General features: G+C 67.8%; 21 protein-coding genes. 8 read left to right on the forward strand and 13 right to left on the reverse strand.

Annotated elements, in window-relative coordinates; genetic code table 11:
* The 5 genes from ABE472_RS18060 to ahpC all read right to left on the reverse strand — a co-directional run.
* A partial coding sequence (locus ABE472_RS18060) for a transaldolase family protein (protein WP_346464502.1) occupies positions 1–186 on the reverse strand: 186 nt, incomplete at its 3' end.
* Between the two features lie 52 nt (positions 187–238).
* On the reverse strand, positions 239–646 hold the full coding sequence (gene rnk / locus ABE472_RS18065; protein WP_313212183.1) for a nucleoside diphosphate kinase regulator: 408 nt from the start codon (positions 644–646) through the stop codon (positions 239–241).
* Between the two features lie 138 nt (positions 647–784).
* Positions 785–1,741, reverse strand: a complete 957-nt coding sequence (oxyR, locus tag ABE472_RS18070; RefSeq protein ID WP_346466753.1) for a DNA-binding transcriptional regulator OxyR — start codon at positions 1,739–1,741, stop codon at positions 785–787.
* 91 nt (positions 1,742–1,832) lie between these two features.
* On the reverse strand, positions 1,833–3,425 hold the full coding sequence (ahpF, locus tag ABE472_RS18075) for an alkyl hydroperoxide reductase subunit F (protein WP_313212185.1): 1,593 nt from the start codon (positions 3,423–3,425) through the stop codon (positions 1,833–1,835).
* Positions 3,426–3,576: 151 nt separating this feature from the next.
* Positions 3,577–4,140: an alkyl hydroperoxide reductase subunit C gene (gene ahpC / locus ABE472_RS18080; RefSeq protein WP_121044636.1), complete on the reverse strand. Its 564-nt coding sequence runs from the start codon at positions 4,138–4,140 to the stop codon at positions 3,577–3,579.
* A 427-nt stretch (positions 4,141–4,567) separates the two neighbouring features.
* Between ahpC and prmC the strand changes: the two genes are divergently transcribed.
* Both prmC and pip read left to right on the forward strand, forming a co-directional pair.
* Complete coding sequence (gene prmC, locus ABE472_RS18085) at positions 4,568–5,416, forward strand: peptide chain release factor N(5)-glutamine methyltransferase (protein WP_346466762.1); 849 nt, start codon at positions 4,568–4,570, stop codon at positions 5,414–5,416.
* Between the two features lie 102 nt (positions 5,417–5,518).
* On the forward strand, positions 5,519–6,463 hold the full coding sequence (pip, locus tag ABE472_RS18090; protein ID WP_313212186.1) for a prolyl aminopeptidase: 945 nt from the start codon (positions 5,519–5,521) through the stop codon (positions 6,461–6,463).
* Between the two features lie 90 nt (positions 6,464–6,553).
* Here pip and ABE472_RS18095 read toward each other — a convergent pair whose 3' ends face one another.
* Entirely contained in the window at positions 6,554–7,441 is an 888-nt protein-coding gene (locus ABE472_RS18095; RefSeq protein WP_313212187.1) for a LysR family transcriptional regulator, read from the reverse strand.
* Positions 7,442–7,551: 110 nt separating this feature from the next.
* Between ABE472_RS18095 and ABE472_RS18100 the strand changes: the two genes are divergently transcribed.
* Positions 7,552–8,997, forward strand: a complete 1,446-nt coding sequence (locus ABE472_RS18100) for an MFS transporter (protein WP_346466754.1) — start codon at positions 7,552–7,554, stop codon at positions 8,995–8,997.
* Between the two features lie 4 nt (positions 8,998–9,001).
* Entirely contained in the window at positions 9,002–9,667 is a 666-nt protein-coding gene (locus ABE472_RS18105) for a hypothetical protein (protein WP_313217292.1), read from the forward strand.
* A 53-nt stretch (positions 9,668–9,720) separates the two neighbouring features.
* On the opposite strand, the gene ABE472_RS18110 is transcribed toward ABE472_RS18105, so the two are convergent.
* From ABE472_RS18110 to ABE472_RS18125, 4 genes are read right to left on the reverse strand one after another with little or no spacing between them, the layout of a single operon-like run.
* Entirely contained in the window at positions 9,721–10,530 is an 810-nt protein-coding gene (locus ABE472_RS18110; RefSeq protein ID WP_346466755.1) for an N-formylglutamate amidohydrolase, read from the reverse strand.
* Positions 10,523–11,074 carry an NUDIX hydrolase gene (locus ABE472_RS18115; RefSeq protein ID WP_346466756.1) on the reverse strand — a complete coding sequence of 184 codons (552 nt, stop codon included), beginning with the start codon at positions 11,072–11,074 and terminating at the stop codon, positions 10,523–10,525. Before ABE472_RS18115 ends, ABE472_RS18110 begins: the two co-directional genes overlap by 8 nt.
* Positions 11,071–12,036, reverse strand: a complete 966-nt coding sequence (locus ABE472_RS18120; RefSeq protein WP_346466757.1) for a 5'-3' exonuclease H3TH domain-containing protein — start codon at positions 12,034–12,036, stop codon at positions 11,071–11,073. Before ABE472_RS18120 ends, ABE472_RS18115 begins: the two co-directional genes overlap by 4 nt.
* Position 12,037: 1 nt before the next feature.
* Positions 12,038–12,613: a nitroreductase gene (locus tag ABE472_RS18125; RefSeq protein WP_346466758.1), complete on the reverse strand. Its 576-nt coding sequence runs from the start codon at positions 12,611–12,613 to the stop codon at positions 12,038–12,040.
* Positions 12,614–12,944: 331 nt separating this feature from the next.
* Between ABE472_RS18125 and ABE472_RS18130 the strand changes: the two genes are divergently transcribed.
* Positions 12,945–15,263: a DUF1631 domain-containing protein gene (locus ABE472_RS18130; protein ID WP_313217296.1), complete on the forward strand. Its 2,319-nt coding sequence runs from the start codon at positions 12,945–12,947 to the stop codon at positions 15,261–15,263.
* A 70-nt stretch (positions 15,264–15,333) separates the two neighbouring features.
* On the forward strand, positions 15,334–16,416 hold the full coding sequence (locus ABE472_RS18135; protein WP_346466759.1) for an NAD(P) transhydrogenase subunit alpha: 1,083 nt from the start codon (positions 15,334–15,336) through the stop codon (positions 16,414–16,416).
* A gap of 51 nt (positions 16,417–16,467) precedes the next feature.
* On the opposite strand, the gene ABE472_RS18140 is transcribed toward ABE472_RS18135, so the two are convergent.
* Genes ABE472_RS18140 through ABE472_RS18150 form a run of 3 tightly spaced genes read right to left on the reverse strand, consistent with a single transcriptional unit; the run spans position 16,468 to position 17,797 of the window.
* Complete coding sequence (locus ABE472_RS18140; RefSeq protein WP_346466760.1) at positions 16,468–16,890, reverse strand: DUF3106 domain-containing protein; 423 nt, start codon at positions 16,888–16,890, stop codon at positions 16,468–16,470.
* The gene (locus ABE472_RS18145; protein ID WP_313219141.1) at positions 16,890–17,201 is read right to left on the reverse strand and encodes a hypothetical protein; all 312 of its coding nucleotides are present in this window, start codon (positions 17,199–17,201) and stop codon (positions 16,890–16,892) included. The genes ABE472_RS18140 and ABE472_RS18145 overlap by 1 nt, the downstream gene beginning before the upstream one ends.
* Before the next feature lie 20 nt (positions 17,202–17,221).
* Positions 17,222–17,797, reverse strand: coding sequence for an RNA polymerase sigma factor (locus tag ABE472_RS18150; RefSeq protein ID WP_313212200.1), 576 nt, complete (start codon positions 17,795–17,797; stop codon positions 17,222–17,224).
* A 130-nt stretch (positions 17,798–17,927) separates the two neighbouring features.
* On the opposite strand from ABE472_RS18150, the gene ABE472_RS18155 reads away from it, so the two are divergent.
* Positions 17,928–18,236: an NAD(P) transhydrogenase subunit alpha gene (locus ABE472_RS18155; protein ID WP_136003750.1), complete on the forward strand. Its 309-nt coding sequence runs from the start codon at positions 17,928–17,930 to the stop codon at positions 18,234–18,236.
* Complete coding sequence (locus ABE472_RS18160) at positions 18,233–19,687, forward strand: NAD(P)(+) transhydrogenase (Re/Si-specific) subunit beta (protein WP_346466761.1); 1,455 nt, start codon at positions 18,233–18,235, stop codon at positions 19,685–19,687. The genes ABE472_RS18155 and ABE472_RS18160 overlap by 4 nt, the downstream gene beginning before the upstream one ends.
* Positions 19,688–19,962: the final 275 nt, after the last annotated feature.

A 19,962-nucleotide genomic window follows, 5' to 3' on the forward strand; every position in this document is an offset into this window, starting at 1 on the left:
CCAGGCCAGCGCGCTCTCGATGAGATCGGCGTATACCGGCAGGTCCAGCGCTTTCTTCACCAGGGTGGGGTTGGTCGTGCAGTCGACCGGCTTCAAGCGCTTGATCGCCTCATAGTCGCCGGTATCGGCAACCACCACGGACAGATCACGCAGCTGGGAGAGTTTGGACAGCGAAACGGTGCTCATTGCAACTCCTGGGACGAAACGGTGGAACCTGCGCGGATCGCAGCAGGCAGGATCAGGCGTGGGTCTGGTGATGGACGGCGGTCACCCGCAGGCGCAGCTTGCGCCCGCCCGGTGCCACCCAATCCATGGTCTGGCCGATCGACAGGCCAAGCAGGGCGGTGCCCACCGGTGCCAGGATGGATACCTTGCCCTGTTCAACATCGGCTTCACGCGGATAGACCAGCGTCAGAACGTGCTTCTCGTTCTGCAGCTCATCTTCGCACTCCACGCGCGAATGCATCATGACGGTGCCCTCGGGAACCTGGTCCGGCGCCACAACGGTCGCCCGGTTGAGTTCTTCAGCTAGGGCGATCCCGGCGGGGGTCTGGCTGACGGCGGGAGACTCGAGCATGGCGTCCAGGCGGTCCATGTCGTGACTTGAAACGATGATCGAGGGGGGCAGTCCGCTGGAAGTGGACATGGTGTAGCTCCTTGCGTTTGTGGAAGACCCATGCAAAAAGGCGGCGCCTGCTGGCACCGCCTCGTCCTATTGTGCTGACAATCGTAGACGGATGCGACCCGTCCGGCGTATCGGCCGCGTCGGCCGGTTCAGGCAGGCTCAGCCGGCGCGTGGCAACGGCGTGGTGGCGGCCACCGGGACATCAGTGGACTCCAGCGCGAACAGGCCCTGTGGCAGCCGTTTGAATTGCTGGGCCAGCTGCTCCAGGAAGCCGGTCATCGCCGAACTGCGGCGCCACGCCATCGCGATGCGGCGGCTGGGGCGGTCATCGCCGCTGAAATCCAGCAGGCGGATGTTGTCCGAGCGCGGCACCGGCGGCTTGACCGAGAGCGTCGGCAGCAGGGTGATGCCCACATCGGCGGCCACCATCTGCCGCAGCGTTTCCAGGCTGGTCGCGCGGAACTCCGACTTTTCGTTGGCGCCGAACAACCGGCAGACCGCCAACGCCTGGTCACGCAGGCAATGCCCGTCTTCGAGCAGCAGCAGCTTCTGCGAGGACAGCTCCTGCACATCCAGATGCTGGCGGCGCGCCAGCGGATGCTGCCCGGAGACTGCCAGCAGGAAGGGCTCCTCGAACAGGAACTCCGCGTGCAGCTGGTCATCGTCCAGCGGCAGCGCCAGCAACGCCGCATCCAGTTTGCCTTCGCGCAGGCGCGCCAGCAGCTCGTCGCTCTTTTCCTCCACCAGCAGCAGCTCCAGCTGCGGGAAGCGTTCGCGGATGTTGGGGATCACATGCGGCAGCAGGTACGGGCCCAGGGTGGGGAAAATGCCCAGCCGCACCGTGCCGGCTTCCGGATCGCGGCTGCGCCGCGCGGCTTCCTTCATCTGCTCCACCTCGGCCACGATGGTGCGGGCACGCGCGGCCGCTTCCACCCCGGCCGGGGTCAGCATGACCTTGCGCGGTGCGCGTTCCACCAGCGGCAGACCCAGCTCGTCCTCGAGCTTGCGGATCTGGGTGGACAGGGTGGGTTGGCTGACGAAGCAGGCGGCGGCCGCCTTGCCGAAATGGCGGTGGTCGGCCAGCGCCACCAGATACTTCAAATCACGTAGGTTCATTTCCTTGGACCTCTCACGGCAATGGACCGGGTGATGGCGTGGCTACCCAGCAGACAGACAAGGTTCCCGGCGAACCGGGAACCGAAACGTTTCAGGCAGCTTCGGCGACAGCGCCGCTGCTCTTGGGAACGGAGGTGCGGATCAGGTGATCAAAGGCGCTCAGTGCCGCAGTGGAACCGGCGCCCATCGCGATGACGATCTGCTTGTACGGAACGGTTGTGCAATCGCCTGCGGCGAAGACACCCGGCACGCTGGTCTGGCCGCGGTCATCGATCAGGATCTCGCCACGCGGTGACAGCGCCACCGTGTCCTTCAACCATTCGGTATTCGGCAGAAGACCGATCTGCACGAAGATGCCTTCCAGTTCCACCCGGTGCGAATCGCCACCGACGCGGTCCTGGTAGACCAGGCCCGTCACTTTCTGGCCATCGCCCAGCACTTCCTGGGTCAGGGCGCTGGTGATGATGGTGACGTTGCCCAGGCTGCGCAGCTTCTTCTGCAGTACTTCATCGGCCCGCAGTTTGTCATCAAATTCCAGAAGGGTCACATGCGTCACAAGACCCGCCAGATCGATCGCCGCTTCCACGCCGGAGTTGCCACCGCCGATCACCGCCACGCGCTTGCCCTTGAACAACGGACCGTCGCAATGCGGGCAGTACGCCACGCCCTTGTTGCGGTACTGATCTTCGCCGGGCACGTTCATCTGGCGCCAGCGCGCACCGGTGGACAGGATCACCGAACGCGACTTCAGCGACGCGCCGTTCTCCAGTTTGATCTCGACCAGACCGTCATCGCCGGCGGGGACCAGCGCGGTGGCGCGCTGCAGGTTCATGATGTCCACCTCGTACTCGCGCACATGCTGTTCCAGCGCGGCGGCCAGCTTCGGACCTTCGGTCTCCTTGACGGAGATGAAGTTCTCGATCGCCATGGTGTCCAGCACCTGGCCACCGAAGCGTTCGGCCGCCACACCGGTGCGGATGCCCTTGCGTGCGGCATAGATCGCCGCGGCCGCGCCGGCCGGGCCACCGCCCACGACCAGCACATCGAAGGCCGCCTTGGCGCTGAGCTTCTCGGCATCGCGCTTGCTGCTGCCGGTGTCGAGCTTGGCCACGATCTGCTCCAGCGACATCCGACCCTGGTCGAACACCTCGCCGTTGAGGTACACGGTCGGCACCGACATGATCTGGCGCGCTTCGACCTCGGCCGGGAACAGGCCGCCGTCGATCGCGACGTGCTGGATGCGCGGGTTCAGCACCGCCGCCAGGTTCAGTGCCTGGACCACGTCCGGGCAGTTCTGGCAGGACAGCGAGAAATAGGTTTCGAAGCGGTATTCGCCCTCGAGATTGCGCACCTGCTCGATCAGCTCGGCGGTGGCCTTGGACGGGTGACCACCGACCTGCAGCAGGGCCAGCACCAGCGAGGTGAACTCATGGCCCATCGGCAGGCCGGCGAAGGCCAGGTGGATGTCCTGGCCCGGCGTGGTCAGCGCGAACGAGGGCGTGCGCTCGCTGCTGTCTCGACGCACGTCCAGGCGGATCTGCGTGGAGAGCGTGGTCAGCGTGTTCAGCAGCTCGAGCATTTCCTGCGACTTGGCGCCGTCATCCACGTGCGCCGTGATCTGGATCGGACGGGTGACACGTTCCAGATAGGTCTTCAGCTGGGACTGGAGGTTGGCATCCAACATCGAAAAACTCCTTGAATCAGGCAAGGGGGCAGCGTCGACGCACCCCGCGGGTGCATCTGCGCGACATGGGGGTGAACCGAAACCGGCGCGTGGGGCACCGGCTTGGGTTCACCCCCATCCCCGGCGGGCGGGGATGGGGGTGAGGAGCGGCTTAGATCTTGCCGACCAGGTCCAGCGACGGGGTCAGGGTCTTTTCGCCTTCCTTCCACTTCGCCGGGCACACCTGGTTCGGGTTGGCGGCGGTGAACTGGGCAGCCTTCAGCTTGCGCAGGGTCTCGGAGACGTCACGGGCGATCTCGTTGGAGTGGATCTCCAGGGTCTTGATCACGCCTTCCGGGTTGATGATGAAGGTGCCGCGCAGGGCCAGGCCTTCTTCCGGAATGTGCACGCCGAAGGCGTTGGTCAGCTGGTGGGTCGGATCGCCGACCAGCGGGAACTGGGCCTTGCCGACGGCCGGCGAGGTTTCGTGCCACACCTTGTGCGAGAAGTGCGTGTCGGTGGTGACGATGTAGACCTCGGCGCCAGCCTTCTGGAACTCGGCGTAATGATCGGCAGCGTCTTCAATCTCGGTCGGGCAGTTGAAAGTGAACGCGGCCGGCATGAAGATCAGCACGGACCAGTGACCCTTCAGGGTGCTGTCGGAGACCTTGATGAACTCGCCGTTCTGGTAGGCGTTGGCTTCGAACGGCTGGATCTGGGTGTTGATGAGCGACATCGTTGTTCCTCTTGGTGAAGGGGGTGGGTGAAGCGACCAACACAGGTTAGCGGCTCCATTCCCATAAGGACAATCCATTGATTGCATCTATACGATAGTCATAGACTATCAAAGTGGTCTGATCCTGCGATGAAGGGTGAGGGCCAGATCCGTCAAAACCGTTGCAGCGCAATGACCAGCGCGCCGGGATGCGTGATCAGTGCAATAGCTTCTGCATATCCGTCGCGAGGGAAAGCTGAACGATCGCAGGCAACGCGGTGTCGATACGGCCCGATAGCAGCCGGAAATCGATAGTGCATATGCATGCATATGTGATTTGCCATGCCTTGATTCAATCATGCTGCCGGTCGCGGACGGCCGTCGCGCGCACCCGGGGCGCAGGGGCCGGTGCACTACACTGCGCGCCCCGATGCTGCTCCGTCCCGCCATGACCGCCACCCCGCCAAACGTCCGCCAGCTGCTCGCCGATGCCGCCACCCGCCTGCCCGGCGTGGAAGGCCGGCACGAAGCGGAGCTGCTGTTGCTGCAGGTGCTGGAACGCGAGCGCAGCTGGCTGTTCGCGCATGCCACCGATCCGGTCGAGCCGGCGCAGGTGGCGGCGTTCGAGGCGCTGCTGGCCAAACGCCTGGCCGGTGAGCCGGTGGCGTACCTGCTGGGCCGCCGCGGCTTCTGGACCCTGGATATGGAGGTCAGCCCCGCCACCCTGATCCCGCGCCCGGAGACCGAGCTGCTGGTCGAGCTCGCGCTGACACGGTTGCCCGAAGCTACCGCCTTGCGGGTCGCGGACCTTGGCACCGGCAGTGGCGCGATCGCGCTGGCGCTGGCCAGCGAACGCCCGCAGGCCCAGGTGGTCGCGACCGACCTCAGTGAGGCGGCCCTGGCGGTCGCGGCACGCAACGCGCAGCGCCACGCACTGGGCAACGTCAGCTTCCGGCAGGGCGCGTGGTACGCCCCGCTGACGGGTGAGCGCTTCGATCTGATCGCGACCAATCCACCGTACATCGCCAGCGACGACCCGCACCTGGCCCAGGGCGACCTGCGCTTTGAACCGGCCACCGCGCTGGCCTCCGGCCTTGATGGGCTGGACGACATCCGCCAGATCATCGACGGTGCGACAGCGCACCTGCTTCCCGGCGGCTGGCTGCTGATCGAACACGGCTGGGACCAGGGCGAGGCGATCCGCGCGCTGCTGCGGGACGCCGGTTTCCAGTCGGTCGCCACCGAGCACGATCTGGAACAGCGTGACCGGGTGAGCCTGGGCTGTCTGCCCGCCTGAGTGCGTGCCGGCCCTGATGCGACCCCGGGGCTAGAATGACCTGTCCACCGGGCCGCCGCGCAGCGTGATGCGGCGACTGTCATTCCACATGGAGTTCCTGTCATGCGTACGCTGTATCCCGCCATCACCCCTTACGACGTCGGCACCCTGAAGGTCGATGACCGCCACACGCTGTACTTCGAGCAGTGCGGCAATCCCGACGGCAAGCCGGTGGTGATGCTGCACGGTGGCCCGGGCGGCGGCTGCAGCGACAAAATGCGCCAGTTCCACGACCCGGCCAAGTACCGGATCATCCTGTTCGACCAGCGCGGTGCCGGCCGCTCCACGCCGCACGCGGACCTGGTCGACAACACTACCTGGGACCTGGTCGCCGATATCGAGAAACTGCGCGAGCACCTCAAGGTGGAGCGCTGGCAGGTGTTCGGCGGCAGCTGGGGCTCGACGCTGGCGCTGGCCTACGCGCAGACCCACCCGCAGCGCGTGACCGAGCTGGTGCTGCGCGGCATCTTCATGCTGCGCCGCTGGGAGCTGGAGTGGTTCTACCAGGAAGGCGCCAACCGTCTGTTCCCGGATGCGTGGGAACACTACCTCAAGCCGATCCCGGCCGTGGAGCGCCACGACCTGATCTCCGCCTTCCACCGCCGCCTGACCAGCGACGATGAAGCCACCCGCCTGGCCGCGGCCAAGGCGTGGAGCGTGTGGGAAGGGGCGACCAGCTTCCTGCACGTGGACGACGACTTCGTGAACAGCCACCAGGACCCGCAGTTCGCGCTGGCCTTCGCCCGCATCGAGAACCACTACTTCGTCAACGGCGGCTTCTTCGAGGTGGAAGAACAGCTGCTGCGCGACGCGCACCGCATCGCCGATATCCCGGGCGTGATCGTGCACGGCCGCTACGACGTGGTCTGCCCGCTGCAGAGCGCGTGGGAGCTGCACAAGGCGTGGCCGAACTCGACGCTGGAGATCAGCCCGGCCTCGGGCCACTCCGCCTTCGAAGCCGAGAACGTCGACGCGCTGGTGCGCGCGACGGATCGGTTCGCGGGTTGATGGAGGCGTGCCGACCAACGGTCGGCACCTACCGGCTCACCCCCCTGACGTCGCGCGGTGGATCACGACCGTTGGTCGTGATGCGGCGGGTTACCAATCACCGCCCAACAACGCCTCCGCCAGCACCTGCAGCTTCGGCGAGGCCTGCCGTGAGGGTGGATAGACCAGCGACAGCACCCGGCTGCGGCCCTCGAAGGGCTGCAGCACCCGCTGCAGCCGCCCGTCGGCCAACGCATCGGCCACCGCGAAATCCATTACCTGCACGATGCCGATCCCGGCTAGCGCGCCTTCCACCAGCGGATCGCCGCTGTCGAACACCATCCGCGCCGGCGGCGTGAACTCGCGCAGTTGGCCCTCGGCCTCGCGGAACTGCCAATCCACCAGCCGCCCGCTGCGCAGATTGCGCACCGCCAGGCAGGCGTGATCGTGCAGCGCATCGACCGTGGCCGGTTCCCCGTGCTGCACGATGTAGGCGGGGGAGGCGACCGTGACCCAGTGCAACGGCCGCAGGGGCCGCGCCACCATGCGCACGTCGCTGATCGGCCCGGTGCGCAGTGCGGCATCGAAGCCTTCTTCGACCAGGTCGACCAGCCGGTCGTTGAGCACCAGCTCGAACTGCAGCTGCGGATGCGCCGCCATCAACTGCCCGGCCAGCGGCACCAGTACCTTGCGCCCGAACATCGAGGGCGCCGTCAGTTTCAACACGCCCGAGGGCGTGGAGGGGCGATCGCCCAGCCGGCGCTCGGCATCCTCCAGCCCACTCAGCAGCGGCGCGCAGTGCTCGACGAACTGGCGGCCATCCGGGGTCAGGCTGACGTTGCGGGTGTTGCGGTGGAGCAGTCGCACCCCCAGCGCGCTCTCCAGCCGGCTGATCGCCCGCGACAGCCCGGACTGGCTGATGCCCAGCTGCCCGGCGGCGACGGTGAAGCTGCGTGCGTCGGCCACCTGCACCAGCATGCGCACGGCGTTGAGGTCCATGGATTTCTCCGATTCATGCGGATATGCATGACAGATATCGAAGTATCCGGGTTTATTTCTGCAGCGTCATCAATGAGACTGCCCACCTTCTTACGCAGTACCGAGTCGGCATGACCTCCCCCCTGTCCCCCGCTGGCGCGCCGGCGCCCGCATTTCCGCGCCTGGCCCTGGCCTTGCTGGCCACCGCCCAGCTGATCATCGCGCTGGACTCCACGATCATCTTCGTGGCCCTGCACGAGATGGGCGCGCAGCTGCGCATCAATGCCCAGCAGCTGCAGTGGATCGTCAGCGGCTACACGGTGGCGTTCGGCGGGTGCCTGCTGCTTGGCGGCCGTGCGGCCGACCTGCTGGGTCGCCGCCGGGTCTATCGGCTGGGCATGGCGCTGTTCGCGCTGGCCTCGCTGGTCGGCGGGTTCAGCAACAGTGCGTGGTTGCTGATCGCGGCCCGCGCGGTGCAGGGCATCGGCGCGGCGTTGCTGTTCCCGGCCACGCTGGCGCTGATCAACACGATCTACGCCGAAGGTGCGCCGCGCAACCGCGCGCTGGCGATCTGGTCGATGGCCAGCGCCGGCGGCCTGGCCTTGGGCACGCTGCTCGGTGGCGTGCTGACCCAGAGCTTCGGCTGGGTCTCGGTCCTGCTGGTGATCGTGCCGTTCGCCGGCGGCTGCGCGCTGCTCGGCGGTTGGTGGCTGCCGCGCGATCCCGCGCCGCTGGCGGGCCGCTCGTTCGATCTGGCCGGCTGCCTCACCGTGACCCTCGGCGGCAGCCTGCTGGTGACCACCCTGGTGCAGGGTCCGGAGTGGGGCTGGCTGGCACCACGCACGCTGATCTGCCTGGTCGTGTCGGCAGTCATGCTGGCCGCCTTCGTGCAGATCGAACGCCGCAGCCGCGACCCGCTGATGCAGTTCGCGCTGCTGCGCCTGCGCAGTCTGCGTGCGGCGATGCTGCTGACGATGCTGTTCATGAGCAGCTACGGCGTGCAGTACTACTTCCTGGCGCTGTACTACCAGGATGGCTACGGCTGGAGCGCGCTGCAGGCGGGCCTGGCGTTCCTGCCACCGACCCTGGTGTGCACGTTTGGCATCCGCATCGCCGAGCGCATGCTCGCGCAGCGTTCGCCGCGCCAGGTGCTGACGGTGGGCATGCTGGCCGGCGCGATCGGCATCGCCGCGGTCGCCGTCGCGCTGCCGTATGGCGCGACCTACTGGGCGCTGCTGCCGGGCATCGTGGTGCTCAGCCTCGGCCAGGGCATCACCTGGACGGCGATGTGGATCGTGGCCGGGCAGGGCGTGCCGGCCGCGCAGCAGGGCGTGGCCTCGGGCATGGCTGCCACGGCGCAGCAGATTGGCGGCGCGCTGGGCCTGGCGTTGCTGGTGATGTTGGCCAATGCGGGTCGTGGCAGCACCGGCGCCAGCAGTGAGGCGGCGCTGCAGGGCATGATCCATGCGCAGTACGGTGCGGCGTTGTTCGCGCTGCTGGGTGTGGGCGTGGCGCTGTGGCTGCGGCCGCAGCACGATGCGGCGACGCCGGCACCGGTGTGCGCGAGTGAAGGATAAGGCGATGACCAATCTGCTCAGTCTGGGCCAGACGCTTGAGGCGATCGCGGGATGCAGCAACGATCGGGAGGTGTGGGACCGGTATGGCTGGGTCTATGCCACCGACGGCGACGAACGTGATGCCGTGTTCTGGTTGTCCGACCATGACGCTGAGCATGACGACGCCCGCGTGGAAGCATTCGCCGCCCAGCATGCGCTGAGCACGTATCTGGAGGCCGCCACCTTCGCCGATGTGCTGGAGGTGCAGAAGCGCCAGCGTCCACTGTCCACACTGGACGACTACGCGCAGGCGCTGGCGTACTACAGCGAGTACGACGCGTTCGCGCAGGTGGCGGGCATCGATGAAGCCCTGGACCAGGCATCCGTGGAAGACCAGCAGGCCGCGCGTGTGCGCGGCGTGGGACCGGGGATCTTCGCCACGTTCGATCTGGCGCTGGTGCAGTGCCCGGCATCGATGGTGAAGGACGCTGCCCGCATCGTTGCAGCGGTGCTGGATGTTCCGGTGGGCCAGGCGCTGGCATGGTGCCGCGCCTTGCCGATGGACCTCGGGCGTGACCTTGAACGCATGCGCGCCGCTGCCATTGCCGCGCCGTTCCAGGCCGCCGGCATCGCGCTGGAAATACGGGGATACCGCGCGTTTCCGTGGATGGATACGCCGACCTTGGCGTGACCTGCGGTTGCCGGCCAGCGGCCGGCACTACCAGTACCGGTCGACAGTACGCCCTACACAGGCGGCAAGGCGTCCAGCTGCGGCTGCAGTGCAGTAAAGATGCGGGCCAAGCGCTGCGCCCACGCCGACTGCCCGGCGGCATCGGCAATCAGGTCCTGGCGGATCTCCAGCTCCACGTGCACCAGCCCGCGGCCTTCGCCATGCACCGGCACGGCATAGTCGCTGGTGCTGCTGACCGCGTAGGGCTGGTTGTCGCCCACCACCAGGTCGCCTTCCTCGCGCAGCGCCTGCAGCAGCGCAAGCGCAAAACGCGTGTCCCGGTGGTAAAGCACGCCGGCATGCCAAGGCCGCACAGCGTCGTTCATCACCGGGGTGAAGCTGTGCATCATCACCAGCAACGTCGGCCGGGCCTGCGCCTGGCGCGTGTCCAGCTCGGCATCGATGCGTGCATGGTAGGGCGCATGGATCGCGTCGATGCGCTGCTGGCGCTGCAGCACGGACAGGCGCTGGTTGCCGGGAACCACGGTGAGATCGCTGACCCCCGGCATCAGCGTGGGCGAAGCCAGCGGCCGGTTGCAGTCGATCACCAGCCGCGAGTACGTCTGCGTGATCGCCCACGCATCGAGCAGGCGCGCCAGTTCCACGGTGACGCCGGCGATGCCGATGTCCCAGCCGATGTGACGGTCCAGCTCGGCCTGCGGCAGGCCAAGGTCGGCCAGTGCCGCCGGCACCCGCTGGCCGGCGTGGTCGGCGATCAGCAGATACGACGAGCGACCCTGCGCCTGATGCACGGTGAACGGTGCCGGGTCGGACGGCCCGAGCAGTGACGCACCCGTGTGCGGAGGGGCAAACGCATCAGCCACGCGGGGTGCCGTCCAGGTGGTGTTCGATCATCCACAGGCCAGCCCACAGCTTGGCGTCCAGCTCGTAACCCTGGCCCATTTTCTCGACCAGCCAGGTGGCGGCGCGGGCGCGCGGAATCTCGTGCACGGTGATGTCTTCGCTGGCATCGCCACCGCCCTCACCGACCTTGCGCAGGCCGGTGGCACGCACGAAGGCGATCTTTTCGCTGCTGGCCCCAGAGGAGGTCGGCCCGATCATCAGCACCTCGGCGTGGTCGGCGGTCCAGCCGGTTTCTTCCTCCAGCTCGCGCACGGCCGAGACCTCGATCGACTCGCCGGCATCGATGTCGCCAACCAGGCCGGCCGGCATCTCGATGGTCCTGGCCTGCAGCGGGACGCGGAACTGTTCGACGAACAGCACCGTGTCGTCCGGGGTGACGGCGATGATGATCGCGGCCAGACCGCCGGCGTGGGTGCGCTCGCTGTACTCCCACGTGCCGCGCACGACCATGCGCTGGTACTTGCCTTCAAAAACGACCTTGGGGGCTTGCGTAGTGGGGCTCATGCGAACTCGCTGGCAATGGAAGAGGAATCGGACAGGCCGGCGGCGGCGAACAGGCGGCGCCGGGTCAACGGCCCGAACCGCAGTGCATCGCACAGGCCCTGCAGCATCTGTGCATCGGCCACGCCCCGGCTGAAATCGACGGCGGCACCGTCCAGCGGCGCATCCAGCGCGATGGTGGTCAGCTGGCGCCACAGCAGCGCATGCTCGCGCTGTTCGCGCAGCCGCACGGCCATCTGCGCCGCGCCGCGCAGGCGCAGGAAGGGCACTTCATCCAGACGCTCGTACAGCACGTCCAGGCTGCCGAAATGGGCCAGCAGCACCGCAGCGGATTTGGCGCCCACGCCAGTCACGCCGGGGATGTTGTCGACCGCATCACCGCACAGGGCCAGGTAATCGGCGATCTGGTGCGCATGCACGCCGTGGCGGGCTTTGACACCGGCCATGCCCCAGCGCTGATTGCGCGCGTAATCCCACTGTTCGTCATGCTCGAACAGCAGCTGCGAGAGGTCCTTGTCGGCGGAGATGATCACCCCGCGCATGCCGGCATCGCGGCGCGCGTGCAGGGCGCTGCCGATCAGGTCATCGGCCTCGTACTCGTGGTGGGCCAGCACCGCCAGGCCGAGCGCGGTGCACAGCGCCTTGCAGTGGGCGAACTGGCGGCGCAGCGCGTCCGGCGCGGGGTCGCGGTTGGCCTTGTAGGCCGCGTAGATCCGGTGCCGGAAGCAGCTGTCCAGGGCTTCATCGAAGGCGATGGCGATGTTGGCGGGGCGTTCGCGCTCGAGCAGGTCGAGCAGGAAGCGCGCGAAGCCGTGCACGGCATTGGTCGGCCAGCCCTGCTGATCCTGGAACTCATCGGGCATCGAATGCCACGCGCGGAACACGTACAGACTGGCGTCGACCAGGTACAGCGGCGCACGCAGCGGCGGGGGCGCCATGACGGGGCCGGCGGCAAGGGCGGACATCTCAGCCCTCCCAGTCCTGCAGCAGCGCGGCCGGATCCGGGCGCTCGCGTTCGGGAACCGCGGTCTTCGGCGTGCCGATATGGATGAAGCCGGCGATCTGCTCGCCCTCGGCCAGGCCCACGTGGGCGTGCACGGACGGGTCGAAGGCCATCCAGGCGGTCAGCCACTGCGCGCCGAAGCCGAGCGCCTGCGCGGCCTGCAGCAGGGCGAAGCAGACGCAGCCGGCGGTCATCAGCTGTTCGGCCTCGGGCACCTTGGGGTTCGGGCGCGGGCTGGCGATGACGGTGATGATCAGCGGGGCATGGGAGAAACGCTGGCGGTCCTTGTCCAGCTGGGCCGGCGACACCTGGGGGTCGCGCTGGACGGCGCGCTCGGCCAGGAACGCACCCAGACTGTGACGCGCATCGCCGGTGATCCGCAGGAAGCGGTAGGGCACCAGCTTGCCGTGGTCGGGCACGCGTACGGCCGAGCTCAGCATCCGCATCAGGGTCGCCGGGTCGGGGCCGGGTTCGCCGAGTTGCTTGGCGGGGACCGAACGGCGGGCGTCCAGGGCATGCAGCGCGGGGGGGACGGACATGGACTCTCGATCTGGCTTCACGGTGCCCCGATTATAGTCGCGACCGTTTGTGACACGGCCTTGGGCGATCTCGGTGCAATTTGCGACAAAACGTGATGAACATCACCTAATCAGCGGACTTCCTTCACGTGGCTGTACTCGCTTCCGGGGCCTGCTGCGCTTACGATACAAAGCCTGCCGGGCCACCGGTAACGAGGTTTAAAGTGTCGACTGTTTCACTGTCTCTGACCGGTCGGCCGGCCTACCATCCGAACGTGGGCGCATGGGGTGCGCCGGCGATCGTTGTTTCCATGTTGTACTCAGTGCCTGCGAGGGTGGGGAGCCTTTTCGCATGATTGCCACGCCCAATGTAGGGGGGCACCCGGGCCGTGACCCGGCGTTGTTGACGATGGCCCGTGAGGCCGTGCTGCCGGGGCTGGTCGAGTCGTTCTCGACGGTGCTGGCGCGCTTCGACGACGTGCTGTTCGACCGTGCCGGTACCGCCGGCGCGTCGCAGTTGCTGTTCCTGGATGGTATGCGCGAGCTGCGCCGCCGCCGGGACGACATCGTGGCCGGCTTCCGCGCCCACCTGGCCCAGGCCTGGGAGGCGCTGGAGCGGGGCGAGCCGCTGTCGGCCGAAGCCACCCTGGCCGGCCAGATCGAGGATGGCCTGAGCCTGGTGCCCGAACACGTGCTGGAGTCCCGGCTGGCGGTGCGCAATTTCGCCACCGTGCTGCTGCGTGACTTCAAGCCGGTACTGTCGCGTCTGGACCGCCGCCTGGGCATGATCGCCGGGGGGCTGGAACTGCAGGCCGATACCAATCCGATCAGCCCCGAGCACCTCGGTGTGGCGATCCACGAGGCCTTCGCCGATTGTGAACTGGCCCCGGAAGTGCGGCTGGTGCTCATCAAGTTGTGCGAGCGCGATCTGCAGCAGCCGATCGGCAAGCGTTACGAGTATCTGGATGAACAACTGGTCGCAGCGGGCGTGATGCCGCAGATGGCCGCGCGCCGGCCTGCCCCGCGCGCGCCATCGCCACCGCGCGAGGACCGCGATGCGTTCGAGGGTTTTGAGCCCGAGAGCAGCATGGGATCGGCGGGCGAAGAGGGCCAGGCACCGGCCTGGGCCCGCCGCTTCGCCGACCGCTGGGCCGAGAGCCGTGGCCGCCTCCAGGGCGGCGGGCATGCCGCGCACGAGGGACATGGCGAGGGCGGTGACAGCCCTGGGGGCAACCAGGGCATGCTGCTCGATGCCCTGCATGAACTGCTGCAGCAGACCCGCCATGTGCGCGAGGACGCCACCTCGGCGGCCAGCGTCGCGGTCGGCCAGCAGCGGCCGCTGAGCCAGCGCGAAATGATGTCGGTGCTGTCACTGCTGCAGGCCACGCCCAGCGCGACCCTGCGCGCGGCGATCGGTGAAGACGGTGAGTCGCTGGCGCAGCGCCTGAAGAGCGAAGTGCTGTCCGGCGCGACCCGGCTCGGGGTCGATCCCGCGCAGGCGCGGCTGGACCCGCAGGACGAGGATGCGATCGATCTGGTCGGCATGCTGTTCGACGTGATGCTCGATGAGCGGGACCTGGAGGGCCGCTCGCGCGAGCTGATCGGCCGGCTGGTGGTGCCCTTCGTCAAGGTCGCCATGCTCGACCGCCGCATGTTCGTGCAGAAGACCCACCCGGCGCGCAAGCTGCTCAATTCGCTGGCCGAGGCCTGCGAAGGCAACACCGGCGAGAGCCAGGCCGAGCGCGTGCTGATGGGCAAGGTCGAGGAGATCATCGAGCGCCTGGTGGCCGAGTTCAACGAGAACCTGGCCATCTTCCTGACCCTGGAAGAAGAATTCCGCGAGTTCCTGACCCAGCACCGGCGCCGGATCGAGATCGCCGAGCGCCGTGCCGCCGAGACCCAGCGCGGCCAGGAAAAGCTCGAAATGGCGCGCCAGCGGGCCAGCACCGAACTGGACCGGCGGATTGGCGACACCACCTTGCCGCAGGCGATCGGTGCATTCCTGCGCCAGCCGTGGCAGCACCACCTGACCCTGACCGTGCTGCGCGAAGGCGAAGACGGCGCCTCGGTCGGCGAGGCGCTGAGCCTGGCCGATGGCATCCTGGATGAAGTGGCCGAGGCGCGCCGGCATATCGTCGGCAAGCCGTGGCTGCAGGCCTGGCACCCCGCGCTGCGCAAGGTATTCGCCAGCGTGGGTGTGCATGCCGACGCGGCGACCAGTGCCATCGACGCGCTGCACGACACCCTGCAGGGCATCGCCGAATCGCGCCCCGAGCTGGAACGCGCGCTGCCCGAGCTGCCGCAGGTGGCGTTGCCTTCGCCGCCGGCGCAGGAATCGGCGGCAGTGGAGCTGGGCAGCAAGGTGGATGTCAGCGATTTCGACAATGCCGACGCCGATCGCTTCCGCAGGCTGGAGATCGGCAGCTGGCTGGATTTCGTCGACAAGGACGGCAAGGTCCAGGCGGGCAAGCTGTCCTGGGTGAGCCCGATTTCCCAGCGCCTGCTGTTCGTCAACCGGCGCGGCGTGCGGTTCTGCGTGGCCTCGCCGGAAGAACTGGCGGTGATGGTGCGCCTGGGTCGCCTGCGCGCGCATATCGACGATGGGGCCTTCGACAGTGCCATGCAGGGCGTGATCGATCGCCTGGATACCAAGAACGCCACCGTGCATTGACCCCGGGGCCACCCTGGCCTGACGATCAGGTTACGATCAGCCCACAATCCGCTGATCGTCGGGGACAGGCATGGCTGTCGAGGTGTTGGTGGTAAAGGAACATGCGCCGGGAGAACGGCGCGTGGCGATGACGCCGGAAACGGCGCGCAAATTGATCGCGCTGGGGGCGAGCGTCGCATTCGAGTCCGGTGCCGGGGTAGCGTCGGGCTTCCCCGATGCGGTGTATCAGGACGTGGGCGCGCAGCCCGCCGATGACACCCGCCTGGCCCAGGCCGACCTGGTGCTGTGCGTGCAGCCTCCATCCAATGACCGTCTGGCCCGGCTGAAAGCCGGTTCCAGCCTGATCGGCATGCTGCATCCGCAGGCCGACGCCGAGCGTGCCGGTCTTATCCAGTCGCGCGGCCTGCAGGCCTTCCCGCTGGAGCGCTTGCCGCGCACCACGCGGGCGCAATCGATGGACGTGCTCAGTTCGCAGGCCGGCATGGCCGGTTACAAAGCCACGTTGATCGCCGCCCAGCGTGCGCCGCGCTTCTTCCCGATGCTCACCACCGCCGCCGGCACGATCCGTCCGTCCAAGGTGCTGGTGGTCGGTGCGGGTGTGGCCGGCCTGCAGGCGATTGCTACCGCCCGCCGTCTCGGCGCGCAGGTGGAAGGCTTCGATGTGCGCCCGGAAACCCGCGAGCAGATCGAATCGCTGGGCGGCAAATTCCTGGATCTGGGCGTGAGCGCGGTCGGCGAAGGCGGCTATGCGCGGCCGTTGACCGATGAAGAGCGTGCCGAGCAGCAGCGCCGCCTCGGCGAGCACCTGCGCACGGTGGACGTCGTGATCTGTACCGCCGCGGTGCCCGGGCGGCCCGCGCCGAAAATCGTCAGTACCGCGATGGCGCGGGGGATGAAGCCGGGCAGCGTGATCGTCGATCTCGCCGCCGAAACCGGCGGCAACTGCGAAGCCACCCAGCCGGGCGAAGTAGTGGATCTGGACGGCGTGGTCATCGATGGCCCGCTCAACCTGGCCAGCCAGGGCGCGGTGCATGCCAGCGAGATGTACGCCCGCAACGTCTACAACTTCGTTGCGCTGTTCCTGAAAGACGGCGCGGTCAGCTTCGACTGGGACGACGAACTGCTCGCGAAAACCCGCTGGGTCGCCGCCTGAAACAACAGGGACGGAGGTAGTTAATCATCCCCTCCGTCCCCGTTAAGGCGCTCAGCGCTTCGGCGGCGGCGGTGCGGGGTTGGCCTTGAGCCACGCCTTGCGTTCATCCGGGGTCATCCGTGCCCAGCGGTCGCGCAGCGCCTGCCGTTGCTCAGGGCTCATGCTACGCATCTGACCAAACAGTGCGCGCGCCTGTTCGCGTTGCTCCGGCGTCATGTTCTCGAAACGGTGGCGGCCCCGCTGCGCCTGCGCGCGTTGTTCCGGGGTCATGGTCAGCCAGCGCTGGCCGTGCTGGAGCATGCGCTCGCGTTGCGGCGCCGGCGCGTCGTTCCAGCGGTCACGCACGGGCGCGATCAACGCCTCACGCTGCTGCGGGCTGAGTGTGTCCCAGTCCGGCAGCGGGGCAGTCTGGGCCCAGCCGGCCGCACTCAGCGTGAGCAACACCAGCCCCAGGGACAGTCGCAGTTTCATCATCACTCCATTGCCAGGTCGGTACTGCCCAGCCACACATACAGATCGGGATTTTCGTCGAGAACGTCGCTGCCGTCATCGGCTGCGCTCGCCACGACCGGTGCCGGCGGGGCGGTCGATTCGCCGAGGAGGAAACTGTAGCCCAACGCGAGCGCGACCACCGCCGAACAGGCCGTGGCCATCCACCAGGACGGCACATGCCGCTTGGCGGGCGAGGCGCCATGACGCGCGCTGCGCAACCGCGCCAGCGTGGCCGGCGAGAGCGTATCCAGCGCCTGCGCGTGCAGCTGCCGCAGCGCGGCATCGTCATGCATCGAAGGGGGCAGGGGGCGGTTCACAGGGCGATCTCCAAAGACTGCTGCAGCGCCTGGCGGGCGCGCGAAAGATGGGTTTTGACCGCGCCTTCGCTGCAGCCCATGGCCTTGGCCGTGGTGGCGCCGTCCAGGTCCTGCAGCACGCGCAGGGTGAAAGCCTCGCGCTGGCGCGCAGGCAACTCCCGCAGCGCCTGCACCAGTTGTGCGTACTGATCACGCTGCTCATGGGCCTGGGCCGGGCCGGGCGCCTGGTCGGCCCAGTCGATGTCATGGTCGCCGCCGGCCTCGTCGCTGCTGCGCCAGAACTTCAGGCGGAAGCCACGGCGGCGCTGCAGATCCACGACGCGGCGGCGCAGGATGCTCCAGAACAGCGGGGCCCACTCGGCGGCAGGTTTGTCGCGGTAGCCGAGCATCTTCAACATGCTGTCCTGCACCGCATCCAGCGCGTCGTCGCGCTGGCGCAGGCCGGCCTCGGCGAAGCGGAACGCGCGCGGGCCGATGCCGGCCAGGAAGGCATCCAGCGACACCGGCAGCGCCACCTCGGCAGGCGCGGGCAGGTCGGCATCCGTCGACGGTAGGGGAGAGCTCACCAGCACAGGGTAGCGGTCCGGCAGGGGGATACCGTGAGAACGCCCCAGGGCGGCCGCGGTTGACCGGCCCGCCCGATTGGTTCAGCGCATGGTTATGATGCAGGGGACGGGATGACCGCCTGGGAGAGTGACTGCAATGAGCGACGGGTTCGTGGCGTTGTATATCTTCATGCTGGCCGCCATTGCCGGCCACGTGATCATTTCGCGGGTGCCGGTGATCCTGCATACCCCTTTGATGTCCGGCTCCAACTTCATCCACGGCATCGTGCTGATCGGCGCGATGGTGGTGCTTGGGCACGCGCAGACCCCACTGGAAAAGATCATCGGTTTCGTTGCCGTGGTGCTCGGCGCGGGCAACGCGGCCGGCGGCTACGTGGTGACCGAACGCATGCTCGACATGTTCAAGCCCAGCGCCAAGCGCGACGCCGGGGAGAAGGCGCCTTGAACGTGACCACCGCGCAACTGCTGCAGTGGCTGGTCCAGGTGAGCTATCTGGTGGCCGCGACCCTGTTCCTGCTCGGCCTGCAGCGCATGGCCTCGCCGATGACCGCGCGCAGCGGTATCCGCTGGGCCGGCCTGGGCATGCTGATCGCCACGGTGGCGACGTTCTTCCTGCCCGAGCTGCACAACATCCCGCTGATCCTGGCGGCGGTGGCGATCGGCACCGGCGTGGCCTGGTGGTCGGCCAAGCGCGTGGCGATCACCGACATGCCGCAGATGGTGGCGCTCTACAACGGCATGGGCGGTGGCTCGGCGGCGGCGATCGGTGCGGTCGAACTGCTGCGCTTTTCGTTCCTGACCAACCGCGATACCACCCATTGGAGCGAGCAGGCGCTGGCCGACCTCGCCGCGCGACAGCCGTCGGCCACCGTGCTGGCGCTGGCCGTGATCGGTTCGGCGATCGGCGCGGTCTCGCTGTCCGGCTCGATCATCGCCTGGGCCAAGCTGGACGGCCGACTCGACCGGCGCGTTACTTTCCCCGGGCAGCAGGCGTTCAACCTGCTGGTTGCCCTGGCGATGGTGGTGCTGGGCGTCTGGGCCGCGGTCACCCTGAGCCCGGTGGCGATCATCAGCTTCTTCGTGGTCGCGCTGGCGCTGGGCTTGCTGATGACGCTGCCGATCGGCGGTGCCGACATGCCGGTGGTGATCTCGTTGTACAACGCGTTCACCGGTCTGGCGGTGGCCTTCGAGGGTTACGTGCTCGGCAACGAGGCCTTGATCATCGCCGGCATGATGGTCGGCGCGGCCGGCATCCTGCTCACACGCCTGATGGCCAAGGCGATGAACCGGCCGATCAGCGGTGTGCTGTTCTCCAACTTCGGCGGCGGCGGGGTCGCGCAGGAAATCAGCGGCGCGCAGAAGCCGATCGAGGCCAGCGACGTGGCCGCGATGCTGGCCTTCGCCGAGCGCGTGGTGATTGTGCCCGGCTACGGCATGGCCGTGGCCCAGGCGCAGCACAAGGTGTGGGAGTTGGCGCAGCGGTTGATCGATCGCGGCATCAAGGTGAAGTTCGCGATCCACCCGGTGGCCGGGCGCATGCCGGGGCACATGAACGTGCTGCTGGCCGAAGCGGGCGTGCCCTACGACCTGATCGCCGACATGGACGACATCAACCCGGAATTCCCGAACACCGACGTGGTGCTGGTGATCGGCGCCAACGACGTGGTCAATCCGGTGGCGCGCACCGACCCGGCCAGCCCGATCTACGGGATGCCGATCCTGGACGTGGTCAACGCCCGCAACGTGGTGGTGATCAAGCGCGGCAAGGGCACCGGCTTTGCCGGCATCGAAAATGCGCTGTTCTATGCCGACAACGCCCGGATGCTGTACGGCGATGGTGCCGGTGCGGCGAGCGCGCTGGTGAGCGAACTGAAGGCGCTCGACGGCGGGCATTGAGGCGCGGATGCAAGGGTCACGACCAACGGTCGTGACCTACCGGCGACCCCGGACCTACGGCGACCCCGGACCTGCGGCGACACCGGATCTACGGCGACTCCGGACCTGCGGCGACTCCGGACCTGCGGCGACACTGGACCTGCGGCGACACCGGACCTGCGGCGACACTGGACCTGCGGCGACACTGGACCTGCGGCGACACTGGACCTGCGGTAGTGCCGGCCGCTGGCCGGCTCAACGCGATGCCTGAATGCCAGCGCGTTGCCGTTCTGATG

This window comes from Stenotrophomonas sp. TWI809, assembly GCF_039673205.1.
Taxonomy (GTDB): Bacteria; Pseudomonadota; Gammaproteobacteria; order Xanthomonadales; family Xanthomonadaceae; genus Stenotrophomonas.

What these genes read in the sequence shown, in the direction of transcription:
- rnk (WP_313212183.1), bottom strand. Translation starts at nt 646, where the DNA reads ATGTCCACTTCCAGCGGACTGCCCCCCTCGATCATCGTTTCAAGTCAC.
- oxyR (WP_346466753.1), bottom strand. Translation starts at nt 1,741, where the DNA reads ATGAACCTACGTGATTTGAAGTATCTGGTGGCGCTGGCCGACCACCGC.
- ahpF (WP_313212185.1), bottom strand. Translation starts at nt 3,425, where the DNA reads ATGTTGGATGCCAACCTCCAGTCCCAGCTGAAGACCTATCTGGAACGT.
- ahpC (WP_121044636.1), bottom strand. Translation starts at nt 4,140, where the DNA reads ATGTCGCTCATCAACACCCAGATCCAGCCGTTCGAAGCCAACGCCTAC.
- prmC (WP_346466762.1), top strand. Translation starts at nt 4,568, where the DNA reads ATGACCGCCACCCCGCCAAACGTCCGCCAGCTGCTCGCCGATGCCGCC.
- pip (WP_313212186.1), top strand. Translation starts at nt 5,519, where the DNA reads ATGCGTACGCTGTATCCCGCCATCACCCCTTACGACGTCGGCACCCTG.
- ABE472_RS18095 (WP_313212187.1), bottom strand. Translation starts at nt 7,441, where the DNA reads ATGGACCTCAACGCCGTGCGCATGCTGGTGCAGGTGGCCGACGCACGC.
- ABE472_RS18100 (WP_346466754.1), top strand. Translation starts at nt 7,552, where the DNA reads ATGACCTCCCCCCTGTCCCCCGCTGGCGCGCCGGCGCCCGCATTTCCG.
- ABE472_RS18105 (WP_313217292.1), top strand. Translation starts at nt 9,002, where the DNA reads ATGACCAATCTGCTCAGTCTGGGCCAGACGCTTGAGGCGATCGCGGGA.
- ABE472_RS18115 (WP_346466756.1), bottom strand. Translation starts at nt 11,074, where the DNA reads ATGAGCCCCACTACGCAAGCCCCCAAGGTCGTTTTTGAAGGCAAGTAC.
- ABE472_RS18120 (WP_346466757.1), bottom strand. Translation starts at nt 12,036, where the DNA reads ATGTCCGCCCTTGCCGCCGGCCCCGTCATGGCGCCCCCGCCGCTGCGT.
- ABE472_RS18125 (WP_346466758.1), bottom strand. Translation starts at nt 12,613, where the DNA reads ATGTCCGTCCCCCCCGCGCTGCATGCCCTGGACGCCCGCCGTTCGGTC.
- ABE472_RS18130 (WP_313217296.1), top strand. Translation starts at nt 12,945, where the DNA reads ATGATTGCCACGCCCAATGTAGGGGGGCACCCGGGCCGTGACCCGGCG.
- ABE472_RS18135 (WP_346466759.1), top strand. Translation starts at nt 15,334, where the DNA reads ATGGCTGTCGAGGTGTTGGTGGTAAAGGAACATGCGCCGGGAGAACGG.
- ABE472_RS18140 (WP_346466760.1), bottom strand. Translation starts at nt 16,890, where the DNA reads ATGATGAAACTGCGACTGTCCCTGGGGCTGGTGTTGCTCACGCTGAGT.
- ABE472_RS18145 (WP_313219141.1), bottom strand. Translation starts at nt 17,201, where the DNA reads ATGCATGACGATGCCGCGCTGCGGCAGCTGCACGCGCAGGCGCTGGAT.
- ABE472_RS18155 (WP_136003750.1), top strand. Translation starts at nt 17,928, where the DNA reads ATGAGCGACGGGTTCGTGGCGTTGTATATCTTCATGCTGGCCGCCATT.